Source organism: Vibrio sp. 99-8-1 (assembly GCF_013114595.1).
Lineage (GTDB): Bacteria > Pseudomonadota > Gammaproteobacteria > Enterobacterales > Vibrionaceae > Vibrio.
The window spans coordinates 135,173-152,433 of record NZ_VTXE01000003.1 but is presented as its reverse complement, the minus strand read 5'-3'; the positions used below and the strand labels follow the sequence as shown (position 1 = coordinate 152,433).

General features: G+C 43.8%; 15 protein-coding genes. 6 read left to right on the top strand and 9 right to left on the bottom strand.

Annotated elements, in window-relative coordinates; genetic code table 11:
- Positions 1-2 precede the first annotated feature (2 nt).
- A complete protein-coding gene (locus F0227_RS02525) occupies positions 3-356 on the bottom strand; it encodes a UxaA family hydrolase (RefSeq protein ID WP_171751585.1) in 354 nt (117 codons plus the stop codon).
- A 222-nt stretch (positions 357-578) separates the two neighbouring features.
- On the opposite strand from F0227_RS02525, the gene F0227_RS02520 reads away from it, so the two are divergent.
- Entirely contained in the window at positions 579-1,241 is a 663-nt protein-coding gene (locus F0227_RS02520; RefSeq protein WP_171751584.1) for a GntR family transcriptional regulator, read from the top strand.
- Positions 1,242-1,372: 131 nt separating this feature from the next.
- On the opposite strand, the gene F0227_RS02515 is transcribed toward F0227_RS02520, so the two are convergent.
- From F0227_RS02515 to F0227_RS02480, 8 genes are all read right to left on the bottom strand, one after another.
- Positions 1,373-1,546, bottom strand: a complete 174-nt coding sequence (locus F0227_RS02515; protein WP_171751583.1) for a hypothetical protein — start codon at positions 1,544-1,546, stop codon at positions 1,373-1,375.
- Between the two features lie 141 nt (positions 1,547-1,687).
- Positions 1,688-4,603, bottom strand: a complete 2,916-nt coding sequence (locus tag F0227_RS02510; protein WP_171751582.1) for a cytochrome D1 domain-containing protein — start codon at positions 4,601-4,603, stop codon at positions 1,688-1,690.
- 92 nt (positions 4,604-4,695) lie between these two features.
- Positions 4,696-6,177: a hypothetical protein gene (locus F0227_RS02505; protein ID WP_171751581.1), complete on the bottom strand. Its 1,482-nt coding sequence runs from the start codon at positions 6,175-6,177 to the stop codon at positions 4,696-4,698.
- On the bottom strand, positions 6,177-6,770 hold the full coding sequence (locus tag F0227_RS02500) for a hypothetical protein (RefSeq protein ID WP_216613304.1): 594 nt from the start codon (positions 6,768-6,770) through the stop codon (positions 6,177-6,179). The genes F0227_RS02505 and F0227_RS02500 overlap by 1 nt, the downstream gene beginning before the upstream one ends.
- 34 nt (positions 6,771-6,804) lie before the next feature.
- On the bottom strand, positions 6,805-8,226 hold the full coding sequence (locus F0227_RS02495) for an FAD-dependent oxidoreductase (protein ID WP_171751580.1): 1,422 nt from the start codon (positions 8,224-8,226) through the stop codon (positions 6,805-6,807).
- On the bottom strand, positions 8,223-9,041 hold the full coding sequence (locus tag F0227_RS02490) for an FTR1 family protein (protein WP_171751579.1): 819 nt from the start codon (positions 9,039-9,041) through the stop codon (positions 8,223-8,225). The genes F0227_RS02495 and F0227_RS02490 overlap by 4 nt, the downstream gene beginning before the upstream one ends.
- Before the next feature lie 31 nt (positions 9,042-9,072).
- Entirely contained in the window at positions 9,073-9,564 is a 492-nt protein-coding gene (locus F0227_RS02485) for a hypothetical protein (RefSeq protein ID WP_171751578.1), read from the bottom strand.
- A gap of 111 nt (positions 9,565-9,675) precedes the next feature.
- Positions 9,676-11,691: a hypothetical protein gene (locus F0227_RS02480; RefSeq protein WP_171751577.1), complete on the bottom strand. Its 2,016-nt coding sequence runs from the start codon at positions 11,689-11,691 to the stop codon at positions 9,676-9,678.
- Positions 11,692-12,042: 351 nt separating this feature from the next.
- On the opposite strand from F0227_RS02480, the gene F0227_RS02475 reads away from it, so the two are divergent.
- The 5 genes from F0227_RS02475 (at position 12,043) to F0227_RS02455 (ending at position 17,216) form a co-directional block, all read left to right on the top strand.
- Entirely contained in the window at positions 12,043-13,173 is a 1,131-nt protein-coding gene (locus tag F0227_RS02475; RefSeq protein ID WP_171751576.1) for an S-(hydroxymethyl)glutathione dehydrogenase/class III alcohol dehydrogenase, read from the top strand.
- A gap of 108 nt (positions 13,174-13,281) precedes the next feature.
- The gene (gene fghA / locus F0227_RS02470; protein WP_171751575.1) at positions 13,282-14,130 is read left to right on the top strand and encodes an S-formylglutathione hydrolase; all 849 of its coding nucleotides are present in this window, start codon (positions 13,282-13,284) and stop codon (positions 14,128-14,130) included.
- Between the two features lie 288 nt (positions 14,131-14,418).
- Complete coding sequence (locus F0227_RS02465; protein WP_171751626.1) at positions 14,419-16,248, top strand: ABC transporter ATP-binding protein; 1,830 nt, start codon at positions 14,419-14,421, stop codon at positions 16,246-16,248.
- Positions 16,249-16,558: 310 nt separating this feature from the next.
- On the top strand, positions 16,559-16,903 hold the full coding sequence (locus tag F0227_RS02460; RefSeq protein WP_171751574.1) for a type II toxin-antitoxin system RelE/ParE family toxin: 345 nt from the start codon (positions 16,559-16,561) through the stop codon (positions 16,901-16,903).
- Between the two features lies 1 nt (position 16,904).
- The gene (locus F0227_RS02455; RefSeq protein WP_171751573.1) at positions 16,905-17,216 is read left to right on the top strand and encodes a helix-turn-helix transcriptional regulator; all 312 of its coding nucleotides are present in this window, start codon (positions 16,905-16,907) and stop codon (positions 17,214-17,216) included.
- Positions 17,217-17,261 lie beyond the last annotated feature (45 nt).

Below are 17,261 nucleotides of genomic sequence, written 5' to 3'. Positions count from 1 at the left end.
ACTTAACACTCTATCTGCATCTGCTGAATGATTTGTTGAATGATTGGTTCAGGAATATCAACCCGCGTACTTCTCACATTTTGTACGTGGACTAAATTACCAATCGCAATGAGTTCAATCGCAACACCGATGGAATAATTGGCTTTTGTTACTTCTTGCCCTTTATTTATCTCTGTTAACGCAATTTTGTTGCCCATCGAAATGACTTGCAGCGCCTCTAGCTCAGCAACAAATTTGTTGTTCTCATCAATGACATCCACCTTGTCACCCTTTGCGACGTCCGCCAGCAATGTTGCAACGTTGTCGCATGACGCTAGACGAATCGCTTTAACTTTATTGTTTGTTTTTTTATCCATTGAGGATTGTCCGACAATCTACAGTGGGGCAATTATACGAAAAAAGGACTTTAGAAATGAGAAATAGATCATATTTATTTCATTTCTGGCTTTTATTGATAAATTGTTGGACAATCGTCACAATAAATTCTGTGACAACAAACAGAATGAATTTCTATAATTCCAGTAGAAATATGTTTATTAATAGATAGTTAGTAATAAAAATAACGATGGTTTGGTGTAATGGCGAAATTTAATAAAAGCAGTCTTGAAGAACAGGCAGCCGGGTATTTACGAGATCTAATCCTTACTGGCAGCTACAAAATGGGTGAAAAAATCGTGGAAAGTACGCTTGCCAAAGAGCTTGAGCTATCCAGAAGTACCACCCGAATGGCGCTCAACACCTTGTCTCATGAAGGTTTAGTGGTACAGATCCCATATGTTGGCTGGCAAGTCATAGAGATCGATGAGCATGATATTTGGGAGATTTACCATTTAAGGATTGCCATTGAATCACGTGCCGCTTGGTTGGCCGCGACAAAAGTAGATGATGAAGACAAAGCGAAACTGACAACATTAATGCAAGAGTTTGCACAAGATGTTGAAAAAAATCAGATAACCACGCAGCGTAAAAGTCGTTTCGAACTGGATTTCCATTCACTCATAGTGTCATTAAGTGGAAATAGTCGCCTGATCAACATCTACCGAAACTTATCCAATCAGATGTTACTGTTCTTTTCTATCGACTTAGAAACCTATGATCCAAGAACAATAATAAAAGCACATCAACCTTTGGTGGATGCTATTTGCGCCAATGACCCACAAACTGCCGCCTATCATGCCGAAGAGCACATATCCACATTCAAGGATGTAGGCAAAAAACTTCCCAATAGAACACAGCAGTAATAGAGAAAATATAAAGCAGCCAGATCATCAATAGTGAAGATGTTGGCTGCTACATCTCTTATTTATCCGCCTAATAGCGACCGCCAGTTTTCCTTAATACTTTCGCCATACACCGAGCGAGATCATTACAACTATTTATCCCAATACTCTCTATCCCAGTACCCAGATCCACCGCCCAACTTTTGCTTAATAAACTGAATAAACACTTTTACTTTTTCAGGCAGATGCCGTCTTTCAGGGTAAACAACGTAAATGGCATACTCAGGTAAAGAGTAATCCTCTAGCAACCTTTCTTGCGCCAGCAATAATGAATGCCGAGCGTAGTCTGAACAAATAAACTAAAGCACAAAGCGGCTCATAGTGGATGAAACTCTTTCAACTCCATATAAAAAAATAAGGGATGGAGCAGAACAGCGCCATCCCTATTTCCGGTATTTGTATTTTCGCTATTTTTGGTAGGTAGTGACGACTTTTTCTAACTCAATCACCTCTGGGTCAGGAATGATTTCATCAGGAAATTCCGCTTTAACTTTTTCAGTCAGCGCTTTGGCGAACACTTGATACAGCACTCTTGTTTGTATCGTAATTGGGTAATCGATATTGTCAGGCAATATAAATTGTTCATTGCGAGTCTGTCCCGATTTAATTCGAGTATCTTTGCCAATTTTTACATAACGCCAAAATAGTTGCCCAACGGGTTTACCATTCTTATCGACTCCAATTTTGACAAATTTACGTGAGTCTTTAGGAATGTAGCCGTCTTTCATTACACCAGATTCAAAAACACGCGCCCCACTAACATCCGTCGCAATCACCTCTAACCAGACCTGACGACGCGCTCCCCCGGGCATATCATGCCCAGAATTAACATTCGTCACTTTTGCGGTAAATAACGAACCTTGCTTTTCAACGTCCAGTTCCAAGGCCGTTTTTAGAATATCTGTACTTAGCTTTTTGTGCTCTGGGTTACGCATTCCAGTAAAGTAATAGTTGCCTCCGACAAAATGGTGCGAGCGCATATTGGATTTCATTGGCCCATCATCGGTGGACTGCCCTGCGACCTTGTTATCGAAATCCGTCACATCTTGGGTCATGTGGCAATCTATACAGGTTTTGTTTTTGGCAGGATCATTAGGTGCATTAAATGGAGAGGCTAACCACTCACCAAAGTTATCATTGATGTTTGCCCCCTGACCGGTAGTAAATTCATTGTGGCAGGTCGCACAATACAACGAGCTTTGATACAACTCCGGATTTGAGTAGGATGCCTTGTGTTCTTCAGGTGACGCATTGATCTGTTTTTCCGACAACCACTTAAGCAATGTATTGTTTGCATCTTCAAAAACATAGCTTTGACGATCCTTAATGTTTACCGTCATGTCGGTATTACCACCAGCATCTTCGGCTTTAGTCACACGGTGACAGAACACGCAACCTGTCCCTCTTTCACTCACCGATTGACCATGTGCAAGCGCCAACTTAAGAGAGTCCCCTCCTTTTTCATACATGTCACCAAACTCTTCTAGGGGGCCATTATCGTCATTAATCACCATTTGTGGTGCGTGGCATCCGCGGCAAAGAACCCGAAATTCCTCTCCTTCTTCCCGAGCAGCAAAGTTCTCATGTTGGCGATAATACGGATGATCCATGTTCATGCCATGGTTAGAGTCCGCCCACTGATCATAAATAGTGGTATGACATTGCGCGCACTCAGCCGAGTTGATCCACTCATCTGGATGGGTGTATCGCTTAGAGTCATCCAAACGCAGCCATGTTGACAAGTAGGGTAAGTTTTCTTGAGAGCGAACATATTCATTTAGCGCACTCATTAATATCGCCGCTTCTACCGGAGGATTCTCAACGCTTATAGGTTCTGGCGCATCATCCCGCGGATCGCCTCCCATACCACCTTGCGTTTTTTGGATGATATCAATGTAGGCTCCGACCGGGTCACCCGCAATCATCTTCCTTACATCAACATGTCCAGTTAAGGCGTTTTCAAAACGGTCTTTTTTACCGTCTTCCATTAACTGCTTATTGGTAAAATTAAATCCATCAAAATGGCAGGAGTTACAGCTCATCCAAAAATCACCCGCCATTGGCATATCTGCATTTTCAGCACTGTTTGCGCTATTAAAAAGCGTTTTACCTAACCTTAACTGCTTGGTCAGAGGATCATTCGTCACCAACTTCGCAAACTCTGCCTGAGTGAGTTTCAATTTCGCAAATGGGCCTACTGCTCCAGTATCAAACTTAGCAACATCTAGAGACATCGCATTTTGTACATAGAGCTCTCTGCCAACAATGACGATGCCTTTAGGGTTATTACCCGGAACATTTCGGTAGATCTGTGTGGCCTTTGCGCCACCTTGGAATTTTTTACGGCGGTGGCGATTTTTGTTCTTCTTACCTTGGCGAGAAAGGTCAAACAGCATTAAGTCTTCTGAGCCCGCTAAAGTAAAGATGACTTTTTTTCCATCTTCAGTAAACGCTCCATCGTGTGGATTGGAGACAATACGAATACGGTTGCCGCTTTCAACGATATTAATCTGCTTGAACAGTTGTTTTCTCTGGTCTATCAGCTCTTGCTCGTTATCTTTTTCTAAATCAAGAATGGAAATCGTTGGAAATACCGTCGACTGAAACTGAAAGTCATGGCCAAAGGACCACAGTACATGGGGAAGCCATGCGGTTTTTCCATCTGGCGAGATAACGATGTTATCCAATAATCTCGGTTTGCCCTGTGGAACCGTTTTGGATTTATTTTCTTTACTATCCACCAACTGAATAACTTTATTCAACTGAGGAATGGCATTATTGACATTGAAAATAGAGACCTGCCCTGACAACGAGTGCGTCACTAGCAGACGGCCATCATCGGTTAATGCCAATCCTCTTGGGGTCGACTCAGTGGTAATTGTTCTAACTATTTCACCTGAACGATTAATTACCAGTAATTTACTGCGCTCAAAACTGGTGACATAAAACACCTGATGGCGGGCGCTAAAAACCACACCGAACGGACGGGATGGCACGGTTGTTTTCTGCACCACTTTTAATGTTTTGGCATCAAGCAACAGCACTCGGTCATTTAAATAGTCCGTCACCATCAACAACTTTTCATCATCACTTATGGCAATACGACGAATATCTCTCCCTACCGTGGCCTCTTTGAGTAAAGAACCATCAGACCTTGAGAGAATACTGACGCTACCAGTATCAAAGTTTGCACTGTAGATCTTGTTGTTATCCTGACTAAGCCGAAAAGAGCTGCTTTTGTCCGCAGCGACCGCTAACTGAGTCACACACGCGAGCATAAACAAAACTAACCATCGCGCCATTTGATACTGATTATTAACCATTATTTGCCTTTCACATTTACTCTGAGCCAGAGCAGATCTGACTCATGTTATAGATATCCCACCTAACGCTATTCACGTCAGGCAGATACACCTTACTCTTTGTTCTTATTCAGCCGATAAAGATAGAGTGATCGTTCTCCACTAAACCGGGCAGGAAACAGACCTTCTAACGTCTGATCAGCTAATTTTGTTGCGCTCAGTCGCCACGCACTATCCGCTTGATTAAGCGCCAACTGACTACTGGCGTAATACATGTCAAATATCGACCGATCCGCTAACTGATCCCGTAACAAATTAACACTGTAATTCGTGCCTATGACTTGTATTTCATTCCGCGCAGATATCCATTCAATCGCCTGCTGTGAAGGGGATTTTGTTACACTCAAGGTGATATTTTGTAGCCCTGCCAATGCAAAATAAGCCAGTATGCTGATGGCCAACAATGGCATATAAACCGAAGACGGAGAGGAAGTAGACACCACTGATTTGCAGAGAAGTGGCCCCATTGCGTACTGAGACGAAGGCTGACTCACTCGACACAACTGCAATGCGATCAATAGGGAAAACAGCACCACAATAGGTAACCAATGACGCAAGTTGTCTGGGTTTTGCGCCACAAACACCCAGATTAGATAGCTGACCGTAATACAAGTGACCACGCTAACTTGTGACGATTGGCGACAATATTCCGTGTTTACAGCGACGGTTGATGCGCTCTTTACAGCAGATAGATACTTAAAAGTCGATAGGTATTTAAAGGTAGAGACAACAGCAATGCACAGAGAAGCGAACATCACGCCCAAACCGACAGCACCATATTGAGGTAGCAAAGAGTGCAACCATTGAATCGGCAAAGCCAAATCACTTGCTTTAGTATTACCCCAAATTGAAAAGTGTCCCTGAGTAAACCGAATACCTTCGTCAATATAGGTTGCGCCATCCGTTAACCAAATGAAGATAAAACTCAGCAAGCCAACCAAGGTTATGCCGGCTATAGACGATAGATAATTGTTCAATACTGAACGACCATTTCTCACTATCAACGGCGCAATAATAAACCCTATCGCTAACGGAAAATAAGAGGGACGAGTTGACAACATTAGCCCTACACACAATCCCGCCAGCCCATATCGACCACGAAACAACGCCACTAAACTCAGTAATAAGCAGGCCACTCCTAGTGAGTCAGTTAATCCACTAAGAGCAACGGATGCCATTAAAGGTTGAAGCAAAATAATCAGCGCAGCAAAGCCCGACCAGAAATAGTCCCCACAACAACGATAAACCACAGCAAACACCAGCGCAGGAATCGCAATCGCAGAGAGATAAGAGATCCATACATTGGACACCTCTCCGTCCACCAGCAAAGCAGCGATACGACTCACCGATACAAATGCAGGATACCCTGGGAAATGAGGTCGAAACTCCAGTACAGAAAATCGCTCTACCGCACGAGAAAAGTTAACAGCATCATCACTGGTCAGGTCAAAAGGATAATGACCAAGCCAACTTAGCCAGATTAGATACAGTAACGACAGTACAAGTAGATAGCTGCGACCGAACATAGCATTCATTAATGAAGTTTCATCTCATCAAGTGCCAGCAATAGCTGTGCTTTATGCCGAGCAAACTGCTCTGGGTCCGCTGGCGCCTGACCGACACCAAATACCCCAGGGTTACCGATTGACGCTAACACTCCTTGAATAGCCGTCGTCGCAACGTCTCGGTTGTTGTCTGACAGCTTTGGCAGTAGCAGATCAAGGAAAAGCTTACTTTTCACCACCAACACTTTGGCCACTTGATAATCAGCAAGATTTTTCTCCGCTCCCTCTAAGCGACGGATGATCTCCTCGACCAATGCTTGATCAATCACGGCGATAATTTGCTGCTCATTTTTAACATCAATGGCGCTTTTCATCGGTGTGTAGAGATCAACATTATGATCAGTTAATAAGTAATCAAACTCCTCTTTTAAATTAACCACTGCGCTATTTATCGAGTCATAATCACCACGACTTAACGCCGTTAAAATTGCTTCTCTTCCTTCAATTAATGGCTCTTTACCCGCAGCGGCATATGAATAAGCTGACGCCGTAGCGTGAAACATTAGTCCGATCATAATAGCGATAACCGCGACAACATATCGGCTGTAACTGGCTGTTTTCATTTGTCATTCCTACTTATTTAAATCGGTGTTTGGCTTACGCCACACTTTGCACTTCAATGACGATATTCTCGTTTCGATAATCAAAGATTTCTCTACGCCTATCTTTCCCGTCAATAATGGACTCCGCCGCCATTAATCCCATTTCCATGGCGGTATCAGTAAATATGTAACGGAATGTACCTTGGCGGCCGGTCATGATCAGGTTATCGAACTGGCATAAGTGGCTAATGGCTTTCTCCCGCTTATCTTGATAGTCCATATCCATCAGCGGATAGGCATGTTCGCTGTATTCGGTAAAGTACTCTCCGGTCGCCAATGTCGAGTTGACTCCTAAGTTATCTAGGTCACTCAGCACTCTTTTTTGTAACTCCTCACCCGGCATCGTCCACACGTCGTCCCCCTTGTTACAAGGGATTTCGATCATGACTGAGGTTTTGCCTTGAGGTGACATATAACTGGAGCGCCGTTTTGGTTCTTGCAGTCGGGTGCCAATAATTTCGGGATCAGATAAGTATTGCCATGTGTTGTCGGAAATATTGTCGGTGTCCATCGGCATATTCAAAAAACGCAGTGAACGGAAAGAGAGGCCACTTTCAAAATCGGTAAAGCCACACATCAACGGCAATGGCAGTGTTGAAATTACCTTATCGCTGTTAACAACGAATAACTTGCCGTCTTTTTGGTAGGTAACCGCACTGATCTGCTTAGATTCATTAATCGTTAACTGGGTAACCTCACTGGATAAATGAATCGTTACCCCCTTCTTTTGCAGCTCTTCAGCAAGTCGGGAATAGAGTTGGCCAAAGCCCCATTTGGGATAACGATATTGTCTCGCATAGGTTCTAACATTGGACTTTTTACCGGGAAGCAACCGTCGGGCGATATCTTTTAAATCGATGAGGCTGATCCGTTGTGATGCCCAATCCCCTGACAAGAATTTAGGGTCGATACCCCATAATTTTTCGGTGTAGCCTTCAAAGAAATGCTTGTACAACGTTTTGCCAAAGCGACTTTCAATCCACTCAGCAAAACTGACTTTTGAACGCTGTTTTGGTTTTGTAACGAAAAGCTGTTTAACCAGATCCAACCCTCCTCCAACAAGCAGAGATAGCGGAGCATTCTTAATAAGGTCGGTAAGAACTAATGGGTATTGATACACTCTTCCCCGGTAGCGAATGACACTTTTTCGTTGGGCAAATAACAGCTCTTCTCCCATCAGTTCATCGACAAACTTCAGTAGTTTGGAGTTCTTCGTTATAAAGCGGTGTCCACCAAAATCAAAACGATACTCGCCCTGTTTTCCGGTAAATGTCTGTGTGGCACACATTCCTCCGGCATAGGACTCTTTCTCTACAATAGTAACCGAATAACCCGCTTCAACCAGTTCCCATGCTGCCATCAACCCAGCTGGGCCGGCGCCGAGAATAACGACCTGTTCTTTTTTTATCTGATTCATGCTGTTTTATATCCTTTTTCCCAGAATAGAGTGAATATCAGCATGTATCCCAACCACACCATAAGTTGAACCAAACCCGGTGACGAGTTATAACCAAATAGCGCACGCAGGAAGGTTCCAAAAACGCCTCTGTCATCAAGAATATGCGAAATATCAAAAACTTGAGCATACACAATCGGCACTAGATTCGCCGCTTGTAACATATTGATGGCTGACGACAGTAGACCCGCGGCAATAATGATAATCAGCAAACTGGTCCATTTAAAAAACTGAGCAAGCGGGACTTTTTTGGCACTCTTCATCATTGCCCACACCATCACATACGCCAGCACTAACCCCAAAACCGCGCCAATTAACGCATCTTGAGTTGATAATTCTCCATAGCTTGAATACATCAAAGCAGAGAAGAACAGAATGGTTTCAAACCCTTCTCTCAATATCGCCAACATGGACAAAAAAACCAATCCCATCAAATTACCCGTGCTTACCATTTCGGTAATGTCTTGTTGAACCTGCGCCACTTGACTCTTGGCCTGTTTTTGCATCCAAATCGCCATATAGGTCAAGACCACGGTTGCAAACAGCAAAATGCCCGCCATGAGATAATTTTGGTATAGCGCATTGCTAAACTGATCAATAACCACTTGAAAAACAAAGGCCACAGCTAACGACAGCACCAGCCCCACGGCCACACCTAGATAGATATACTTGTTATAATGACGTGCATTTAACTTAGCTAGATAAGAGAGTGCGATTCCCACCAATAGAAAGGCTTCCAATCCTTCACGTAGGGTAATTAAAAAACTTGCAAACATAATTCCTCACAGGCTCGTTATGAGCTCACTATTACGACTTTGTTTTTGATTTTATTATTTTAAGAATGCTCCAGCGCATTGCGTGTCGAAACACTAATGGAGCCAATAACCAAGATGAGTAAAAATGAATATCTGAAATAATGACGCCAAGCGTGTTACCCGGCGTACCATAGAAAAACAGGTAAAAACCCGTTAATGAACAGACAATCAACAGCCACTCAATAGCCGTACCTGTTTGACGCAAAAAGGGTTTCTTGCTTGATACGATTAATCGACGATGAGATGCCCAAAACGCCCCCACAATCACGCTGAATAAAGAGACACCCACCAGCATATGAACCAACAAAATCCAGCGTTCCGCCATCCAGCTGACTTCAATACGAGACCAGAGCAAAATGCCGCTGATAAACATCAGATATAAGGTGGCTTCTGCCCACTGGTGATGATAAGCAAGGCGCTTCCACCAGTGACTCAATCGACTTTCGTCCGCCTGAGATTGTGACGACATTAAATGACTAGACATTTTTATTACCTACAACAGTCAATAAACCCGTTTTTTGAAACGACAAAAGCAGCGATGATATATCGCTGCTTGTTTTGTCAAATTAGGTGTCATACTTCCATAAAAGAAGTATTACTTAACGCTGACTTTGTTCGCCATTGTCATTGCAGTCCCAAACTGACCACCAGCAGCGATGACTTGATGAACGCCATCTTCGTCTGTATCCGTAGAATCACTGCCTTTGATCTGGTTTTCACCTGAATCGCCCATCCACTCAGACAACTGCATACCACCATTGATCACGCCTCGGAACCAGCTCACATAACGATCCGTTAATGCGGTTAGTTCTAGCGCTGGCTCATTTTCACCCTCTTCATTTTTAAGGTGTAAAATCGCTTCGCGCAAGCCAGCAGAAATAGCGGCTGAGGTGTAAGGCGTATGTATTGTCGCTTGGCCCGGTTTCGCTGCCCATGTATTAATGCTGCTATCAAACATGTTCTTCTCTACCGCTAGGTAAATAGAACGCGCTGCTTGCTTATATTTCACATCATCAGTGGCCAAGAAAGCCGCAACCAGTCCGCGAATAGCCGCAAACTGAGCGTCTAGTGATTGGCTACTATCCGCTTTGCTTCCCAATGTCATGCCGTCTGCAACCAATCCATTTTTCGCGACTAAGTTGGCGAGGATAAAGTCCGCTTGCGCTTTTATCATTGCCAGTGCTTTCTTACCTGATGCCGACTTAAGGTTCACATCTGTGGTTTCAGCAGAGGCATAACCAACAGGCAGTGCATCTTTTGCACGCTGGTAAATTGAAAGAGCGACCATAGAGTAAGCGGCGTCATACAGATCAACGCGGTTACCTTGTTTGCCGTTTTTATATTCCGTCACAAAGCTGCCACTCTCTTCGTTAAAGTGAAGCGCCGCCATGTTTTGGAAAAGTAAGTTTGAAATATTGTTTGCTAATGAGAATGCATCTGTTGCAGTAACATCATTACTCTCATTTGAATCGATGTTCGCAGCAGGAGCCGCGGCAAAAGGTTTGCCATCAAATACCGCTTTAAACGCTGGGTTTTGCACACTGTTCGCGGTACGTTGATCAGTAAAGGCAAAGAACTCCGCAGTCGGCCACAGCATCAACCATGTGTCACGTAGTTGAGATGAACCATCACTCACGGTTAGGCCTTTAATAGACTTAACCCCATTTTTAGTTCCCTCTTCTACGGCAACTTTATGAGCAAACCAAATCGGGCCATTTTTAGGGTTATAGTCAGGAGTAAATTTCACTCCTAATGTCTTACCATCAAAACCTAACTGCTGTTGCATAATTTGCAGCTTATCGATAGACATTTCCGTTAGCATCATGCCATTAAAGCCGTCAGCTGCTGACACCCCTAAGCTATGCTTACCGTCTTGATCCATTGTCGCTGAATCAGCTTCAACTTCTTCATCACTTTCTGTTACGTGCATTCCACCAAGGAAGTCTTGTGACCACATCACTTCTTTCAGGAAAATACCGCCAGTTGCCGCCGGGTTAAATGACGTATCAAACGAAGCCGGATTCCATGCCAGAGTTTTGTAGTCACGGAAATAGGCAGGCACAACCACCTGAACGGTTTTGCTGTTACCCTTTGCCGTTGTGATCTCAACTTCGTCACCGTTTACGGTCGTGGTATCAGGTGCTTGAGCGAACTCAGGGCTACCAGATACATAAGGAACAGAAATTGGGTACATGTTCTGAGGCACTTCACTTGGCGAGAAGCCAACTGCATTTGCCATTTCAATCACGCGTTTACCCAGATCAGCCATGGTGCCACCACGCGCCATGTTAACGGGACCATTAACCAGATGAGGTCCCATTTGTGATTGGTAGTTTAGAGCGTACATCGCTTCTTCAGAATACTCATAACTTTCAATACCAGCAGCGAAGTCAAAAGGGGTTGGATCATTGGCTACATTCGGATCTAGTACATCAAGGTCGAGTCCTAAAGACTCCGCTAAAGGTTCTCCAGATAATTCAAATTCGGTATAAGCAAGGAAGCTACCTGCTGGCTGGTGAGTCTTATCCAACACGGTAACTTGAGGTGCGGCTTGAACTGCGGCGGCAAATACGGCGGCAGAAACAGCTAGGCTAATTGAAGACTTTTTCACGACTAATCCTTTGTTTTCTTGGGCATTTATTAACGTTATGATATCAATTCGCACATGCTATTGATATTCATTATCATTTACAATACCACTTTAGGGGTAGAGTATGCAATGCATTGTCCCAGATCAATAAAATGCGAATTATTTGCATTCTCAATAGTTAACATGGAGCAATTACAGACTTTTCTGAATAGCCTGGCTCTGTCCGATTGTTACCACTGAGTAAAAATAATTTACCATTTAGGCCGATTATCATTCTTTCGCAAAGAAATATACTGTATTCACCGTTGAGTGAGTCGAGAAAAATCGACTACGCTTAAGTTTTCATTCCAAAGATTTTAAAAAGGACAAAAAATGGCTGACCAATTTATTAAATCTCGTGCGGCAATTGCTTGGGGTCCAAACCAACCTTTAAGCGTTGAAGAAGTCGATGTCATGCTGCCAAGAGCGGGAGAAGTTCTGGTAAGAATCGTGGCAACTGGTGTTTGTCACACAGACGCTTTTACTCTCTCTGGCGAAGATCCGGAAGGCATATTTCCGTCCATTTTAGGTCATGAAGGTGGCGGTATTGTTGAACAAGTTGGTGAAGGTGTAACCAGCGTAAGCGTTGGTGACCATGTTATTCCGCTTTACACTGCCGAGTGTGGCAAATGCAAATTCTGTCTCTCTGGTAAAACCAACCTTTGTCAGGCTGTTCGCGAAACACAAGGCAAAGGCTTAATGCCAGATGGAACCACCCGTTTTTATAAAGATGGTCAACCTATTTACCACTACATGGGCTGTTCAACCTTCTCTGAATATACTGTCCTGCCGGAAATTTCTCTTGCTAAAGTCAACAAAGATGCACCGCTTGAAGAAGTGTGCTTGTTAGGCTGTGGCGTTACCACCGGAATGGGTGCGGTACTGAATACCGCTAAAGTAGAGAAAGGCGATACCGTCGCTATCTTTGGTTTGGGTGGCATAGGTTTGTCTGCCATTATCGGCGCAAGAATGGCGGGTGCGAGCCGTATCATTGGCATTGATATTAATGAAAGCAAGTTTGATTTAGCAGGCCAATTAGGCGCGACCGATTGTATTAATCCACAAAAAATTGATAAACCCATACAAGATTACATTGTTGAGTTAACTGATGGTGGCGTTGACTACTCATTTGAATGTATTGGTAACGTTAATGTGATGCGCCAAGCATTAGAGTGCTGCCATAAAGGTTGGGGCGAGTCCGTCATCATCGGTGTTGCGGGTGCAGGGCAAGAGATCTCTACTCGACCTTTCCAACTGGTAACCGGAAGAGTATGGCGTGGTAGTGCGTTTGGTGGCGTGAAAGGCCGTTCAGAACTGCCTGAAATTGTTAACCGCTATATGGATGGTGAGTTTGGTTTGCAAGAATTCATCACGCACACAATGAGCCTAGAAGAGATCAACGACTCTTTTGATCTGATGCATAAAGGCGAAAGCATTCGTACTGTCATTCATTTTGATAAGTAGTCGCTTTGAAAGGCAGTACTACTAAAAGTAAGCTTGCAAGCATCTTGCACCTCTAACCTAGACGCCTTGGTTTAATCTAAGGCGTCTCTATTTATTTAGGTGAACTAAATGAGCATTGAAAACATCAGCCAAGCTAAAGTTGCTGGCGGTTGGCACAAACAATATACCTTTCACTCCAAGTCATTAAATGGCACCACTCGTTTCGCTATTTTTTTACCGGAGAATGCAAGCCAAGAGACTCCCGTTCCCGTTATGTACTGGCTATCAGGACTCACTTGTAGCGATGAGAACTTTATGCAAAAGGCTGGCGCATTTAAATCGGCCGCAGAGCACGGCATTGCTATCGTCGCCGCAGATACTAGCCCAAGAGGTGATGATGTTCCCGATGATGCGGAAGGCGCATACGATTTTGGCCTAGGAGCAGGGTTTTATGTTAATGCCACGGAATCGCCGTGGAACAAACATTACCATATGTACGACTTTATCGTTAATGAACTCCCAGACGTGATCGAAGCGAACTTTCCGGTTTCTGATCAGCGTGCTATTAGTGGTCATTCTATGGGGGGTCATGGTGCGCTGATGATTGCGCTACGAAACCCTCAGCGATACTCATCGGTTTCTGCGTTTAGTCCAATCGTCAACCCTATCGCTGTTCCGTGGGGACAAAAAGCCTTTAGCCACTATTTAGGCAACAATCGCCAAGAGTGGGAAAACTACGACAGTTGTAAGTTAATGGCGTCGTTTCAAGACACTGCCGTTCCTGCACTGGTTGATCAAGGTGATAAAGATGACTTCTTACAGAACCAACTAAAAACCGAGCTATTGGCCGCAGTTGTTAAAAAAACCGCCTACCCAATGACGATAAGAATGCAGCCCGGTTACGATCATAGCTATTTCTTTATCTCTACCTTTATCGCGGATCATATTCAGTTTCATGCTCAACATTGGAAAAAATAACCTTCCAATAGGCTGTTCAATATCTGCTATAAACAACAAACGCTCTTAACACTAAAGAAGGGCGTTTATTGTTAACATTCACGGCTATCCCCTGCTGTTGTTATCCGGTTCTGCTTGTTCTGTTCGCATTCTCTTTTCTGCACCACTAATATGTGAATCTCATCACTAAATAGTGTTATTTTATTGTTATATGCGGTAAGTTATTATCCCCTCCTAATCACTCTTTTTCATATTCAACCTTAATTAGCAAATGCGCTAATCGTGGAGGGAAAACAAAGGATAATAATGATGTACAAATTCTTTGAAGGCTTAACAAAAGCTTTCCCACAACAAGAACCCGAACAACCGCCAACAGGGATCTACGCCTTTTGTCGACATTACACAAAAGGGTTTGAGAAGCCATTACTGTTGATGGCACTGCTTAGCACCATTGTCGCCATTATTGAGGTTTCTCTCTTTGGGTTTATGGGGCAATTGGTAGATTGGCTCTCCAGCAGTAACCCCGACACTTTCTTAGAAGAGAACAGCAGCACACTTTGGGGCGTAGGAATTGTGCTTTTGGTTGTGATGCCGATATTGATTACTGTCTATTCCCTGTTGATCCACCAAAGTTTATTAGGCAACTACCCAATGTCGATTCGTTGGTTAGCGCATCGTTACCTGTTGAAACAGAGCTTGTCATTCTACCAAGATGATTTTGCAGGTAGGGTTGCGACCAAAGTAATGCAAACATCATTAGCCGTACGTGAAACGGTTATGAAAACTGCCGATGTGTTTGTTTATGTCATTGTCTATTTCACCGCAATTGTCGTGATGCTGGCGCAGGCCGACTGGCGCTTAATGATGCCTATGCTGGTTTGGCTGGCCGCTTATGTCGCCATTCAGATATATTTTGTTCCAAGATTGAAAGCGGTCTCTTCTGAACAGGCAGATGCCCGCTCATTGATGACTGGGCGTATTGTTGACAGCTACACCAACATCACCACTGTAAAACTCTTCTCCCACAGCAAAAGAGAGACCGAGTACGCCGAAGAAGGGATGGATGGTTTTCTCGATACCGTACATAGACAAATGCGTCTGGTGACGGGTTTTAATATCAGCGTAGAAATTACCAACTATGTCTTGGTGTTCTCTATTGCTTCTATTTCCATCTACTTATGGATGCAAAGCGCAATCACCATAGGCGCGATCGCGATTGCTATCAGCTTGGCGTTGCGTCTTAACGGCATGTCGATGTGGATCATGTGGGAAGTCGGAGCCCTGTTTGAGAACATGGGCACCGTGGTTGATGGTATGTCTACCCTATCAAAACCTATTGATATTAAAGATAAAACCAACGCGCAACCTCTGAATGTAGAAAAAGGGGCGATTGAGTTTGACAATGTAAGCTTCCACTACGGTGAAAAAGATAAAGGTGTCATTAGCAACCTTAACCTAAACATCAAACCGGGCGAAAAAGTCGGTTTGGTTGGTCGCTCAGGTGCCGGCAAATCCACTCTGGTGAATCTGCTGTTGCGTTTTCATGATGTGGAGAGCGGTAATATTAAGATAGACGGGCAAGTTATCTCGGATGTCACTCAAGATTCGCTACGCAGTAACATAGGTATGGTCACGCAAGATACGTCATTGCTGCACCGCTCCATACGCGAGAACATTTTGTATGGTAACCCTGACGCAACTGAGCAGCAGTTGATAAAAGCGACCACACAGGCACAAGCCCATGAGTTTATCGAAACCTTGACTGATCCGCATGGTAACCGTGGCTATGATGCTCAAGTGGGAGAACGAGGGGTTAAGCTATCCGGCGGACAGCGTCAGCGTGTCGCTATTTCTCGTGTTCTGTTAAAAGATGCACCACTGTTGATTCTGGATGAGGCAACCTCTGCCCTAGATTCCGAAGTTGAGTCTGCTATCCAAGAGAGTCTTAACGAGCTTATGGAAGGCAAAACCGTTATCGCCATTGCCCACCGTTTGTCTACCATTGCCGCGATGGACAGATTAATTGTGCTGGATAAAGGTCAAGTGGTTGAGCAAGGCACACACCAAGAGCTGATCCATGGCGACGGTATTTATGCTCAGTTATGGGCGCACCAAACCGGTGGTTTCATCTCGGATTAGTGGCGTTGAACGGCTAACCGCCGATAAAAGCCCAAAAAGGTGACAACACCGATAACTATCGAGTTTTGTCACCTCTTTTTTATACTCAAGAATACGTTGAAATCACTACCGTTTCATAAGCTTATTTAAAAACGTCTATCACCACTTGGATTCCGTCTGCACTGAAATGCTTACCGGAGTTCCTTTCAAATTCTTTTTAACCATGAGTTTCCTGCTTTTTGTGCAAAAAAACAAATGCCAGATGATATAGGTTGCAGTCTATATAGACTGTAATCTATACTCAGTTCACGCAAAGAGTTAATAACTTACTATGTTTAACATATCAACGAGAACACCCTTCACTGAGTGGTTCAGAGAGTTAGATGAAACGGATAAAATAGAAGTCCGCGCTTACCTCGAAGTATTGAAATTAGAAGGCCCTAACTTAGGAAGACCACGGGTGGATAGCCTGTATGGTTCCAAGTATCGCAATATGAAGGAACTTCGAGTGCAAAGCAAAGGCAGACCATTACGCATTTTTTTTGCATTTGATCCTCAACGAACTGGCATCATTCTCTGTGCAGGTGACAAAACAGGAATTAATGATAAACAGTTTTATAAACAACAAATTAAGATTGCCGATCAAGAATTCGGCAATCACTTGAAAGGAGAATAACATGACTAGCAAAAGCCGACCTCTAGACGAGTTGGATTCGTTGATGTCTCCTGAGGCTTTAGTTCAAGCCAAACACAAAGCGAGAGCGATAGTGGCGAGTATTCGCTTGTCAGAGCTTCGCGACAACCAAAAACTAACTCAAGCGGATATGGCAAAATTGATGCACGTTAAGCAGCCCACTATCTCGAATCTAGAGAACTCAAGCGCAAAGGCAAAACTTGAGACCATTCAGCGATATGTTGCTGCGATGGGAGGTGAAATGAGCATCGATGTTAGAATGCCGGATGGTACTCATTTTGAGTTGGAGATATAAGTAATAAAATTGATTGATCGTTCAAATTCGTTCTTTTTCTACTAT

What these genes read in the sequence shown, in the direction of transcription:
- F0227_RS02455 (WP_171751573.1), top strand. Translation starts at nt 16,905, where the DNA reads ATGACTAGCAAAAGCCGACCTCTAGACGAGTTGGATTCGTTGATGTCT.
- fghA (WP_171751575.1), top strand. Translation starts at nt 13,282, where the DNA reads ATGAGCATTGAAAACATCAGCCAAGCTAAAGTTGCTGGCGGTTGGCAC.
- F0227_RS02505 (WP_171751581.1), bottom strand. Translation starts at nt 6,177, where the DNA reads ATGAATGCTATGTTCGGTCGCAGCTATCTACTTGTACTGTCGTTACTG.
- F0227_RS02460 (WP_171751574.1), top strand. Translation starts at nt 16,559, where the DNA reads ATGTTTAACATATCAACGAGAACACCCTTCACTGAGTGGTTCAGAGAG.
- F0227_RS02520 (WP_171751584.1), top strand. Translation starts at nt 579, where the DNA reads ATGGCGAAATTTAATAAAAGCAGTCTTGAAGAACAGGCAGCCGGGTAT.
- F0227_RS02485 (WP_171751578.1), bottom strand. Translation starts at nt 9,564, where the DNA reads ATGTCTAGTCATTTAATGTCGTCACAATCTCAGGCGGACGAAAGTCGA.
- F0227_RS02490 (WP_171751579.1), bottom strand. Translation starts at nt 9,041, where the DNA reads ATGTTTGCAAGTTTTTTAATTACCCTACGTGAAGGATTGGAAGCCTTT.
- F0227_RS02495 (WP_171751580.1), bottom strand. Translation starts at nt 8,226, where the DNA reads ATGAATCAGATAAAAAAAGAACAGGTCGTTATTCTCGGCGCCGGCCCA.
- F0227_RS02475 (WP_171751576.1), top strand. Translation starts at nt 12,043, where the DNA reads ATGGCTGACCAATTTATTAAATCTCGTGCGGCAATTGCTTGGGGTCCA.
- F0227_RS02510 (WP_171751582.1), bottom strand. Translation starts at nt 4,603, where the DNA reads ATGGTTAATAATCAGTATCAAATGGCGCGATGGTTAGTTTTGTTTATG.
- F0227_RS02500 (WP_216613304.1), bottom strand. Translation starts at nt 6,770, where the DNA reads ATGAAAACAGCCAGTTACAGCCGATATGTTGTCGCGGTTATCGCTATT.
- F0227_RS02525 (WP_171751585.1), bottom strand. Translation starts at nt 356, where the DNA reads ATGGATAAAAAAACAAACAATAAAGTTAAAGCGATTCGTCTAGCGTCA.
- F0227_RS02465 (WP_171751626.1), top strand. Translation starts at nt 14,419, where the DNA reads ATGTACAAATTCTTTGAAGGCTTAACAAAAGCTTTCCCACAACAAGAA.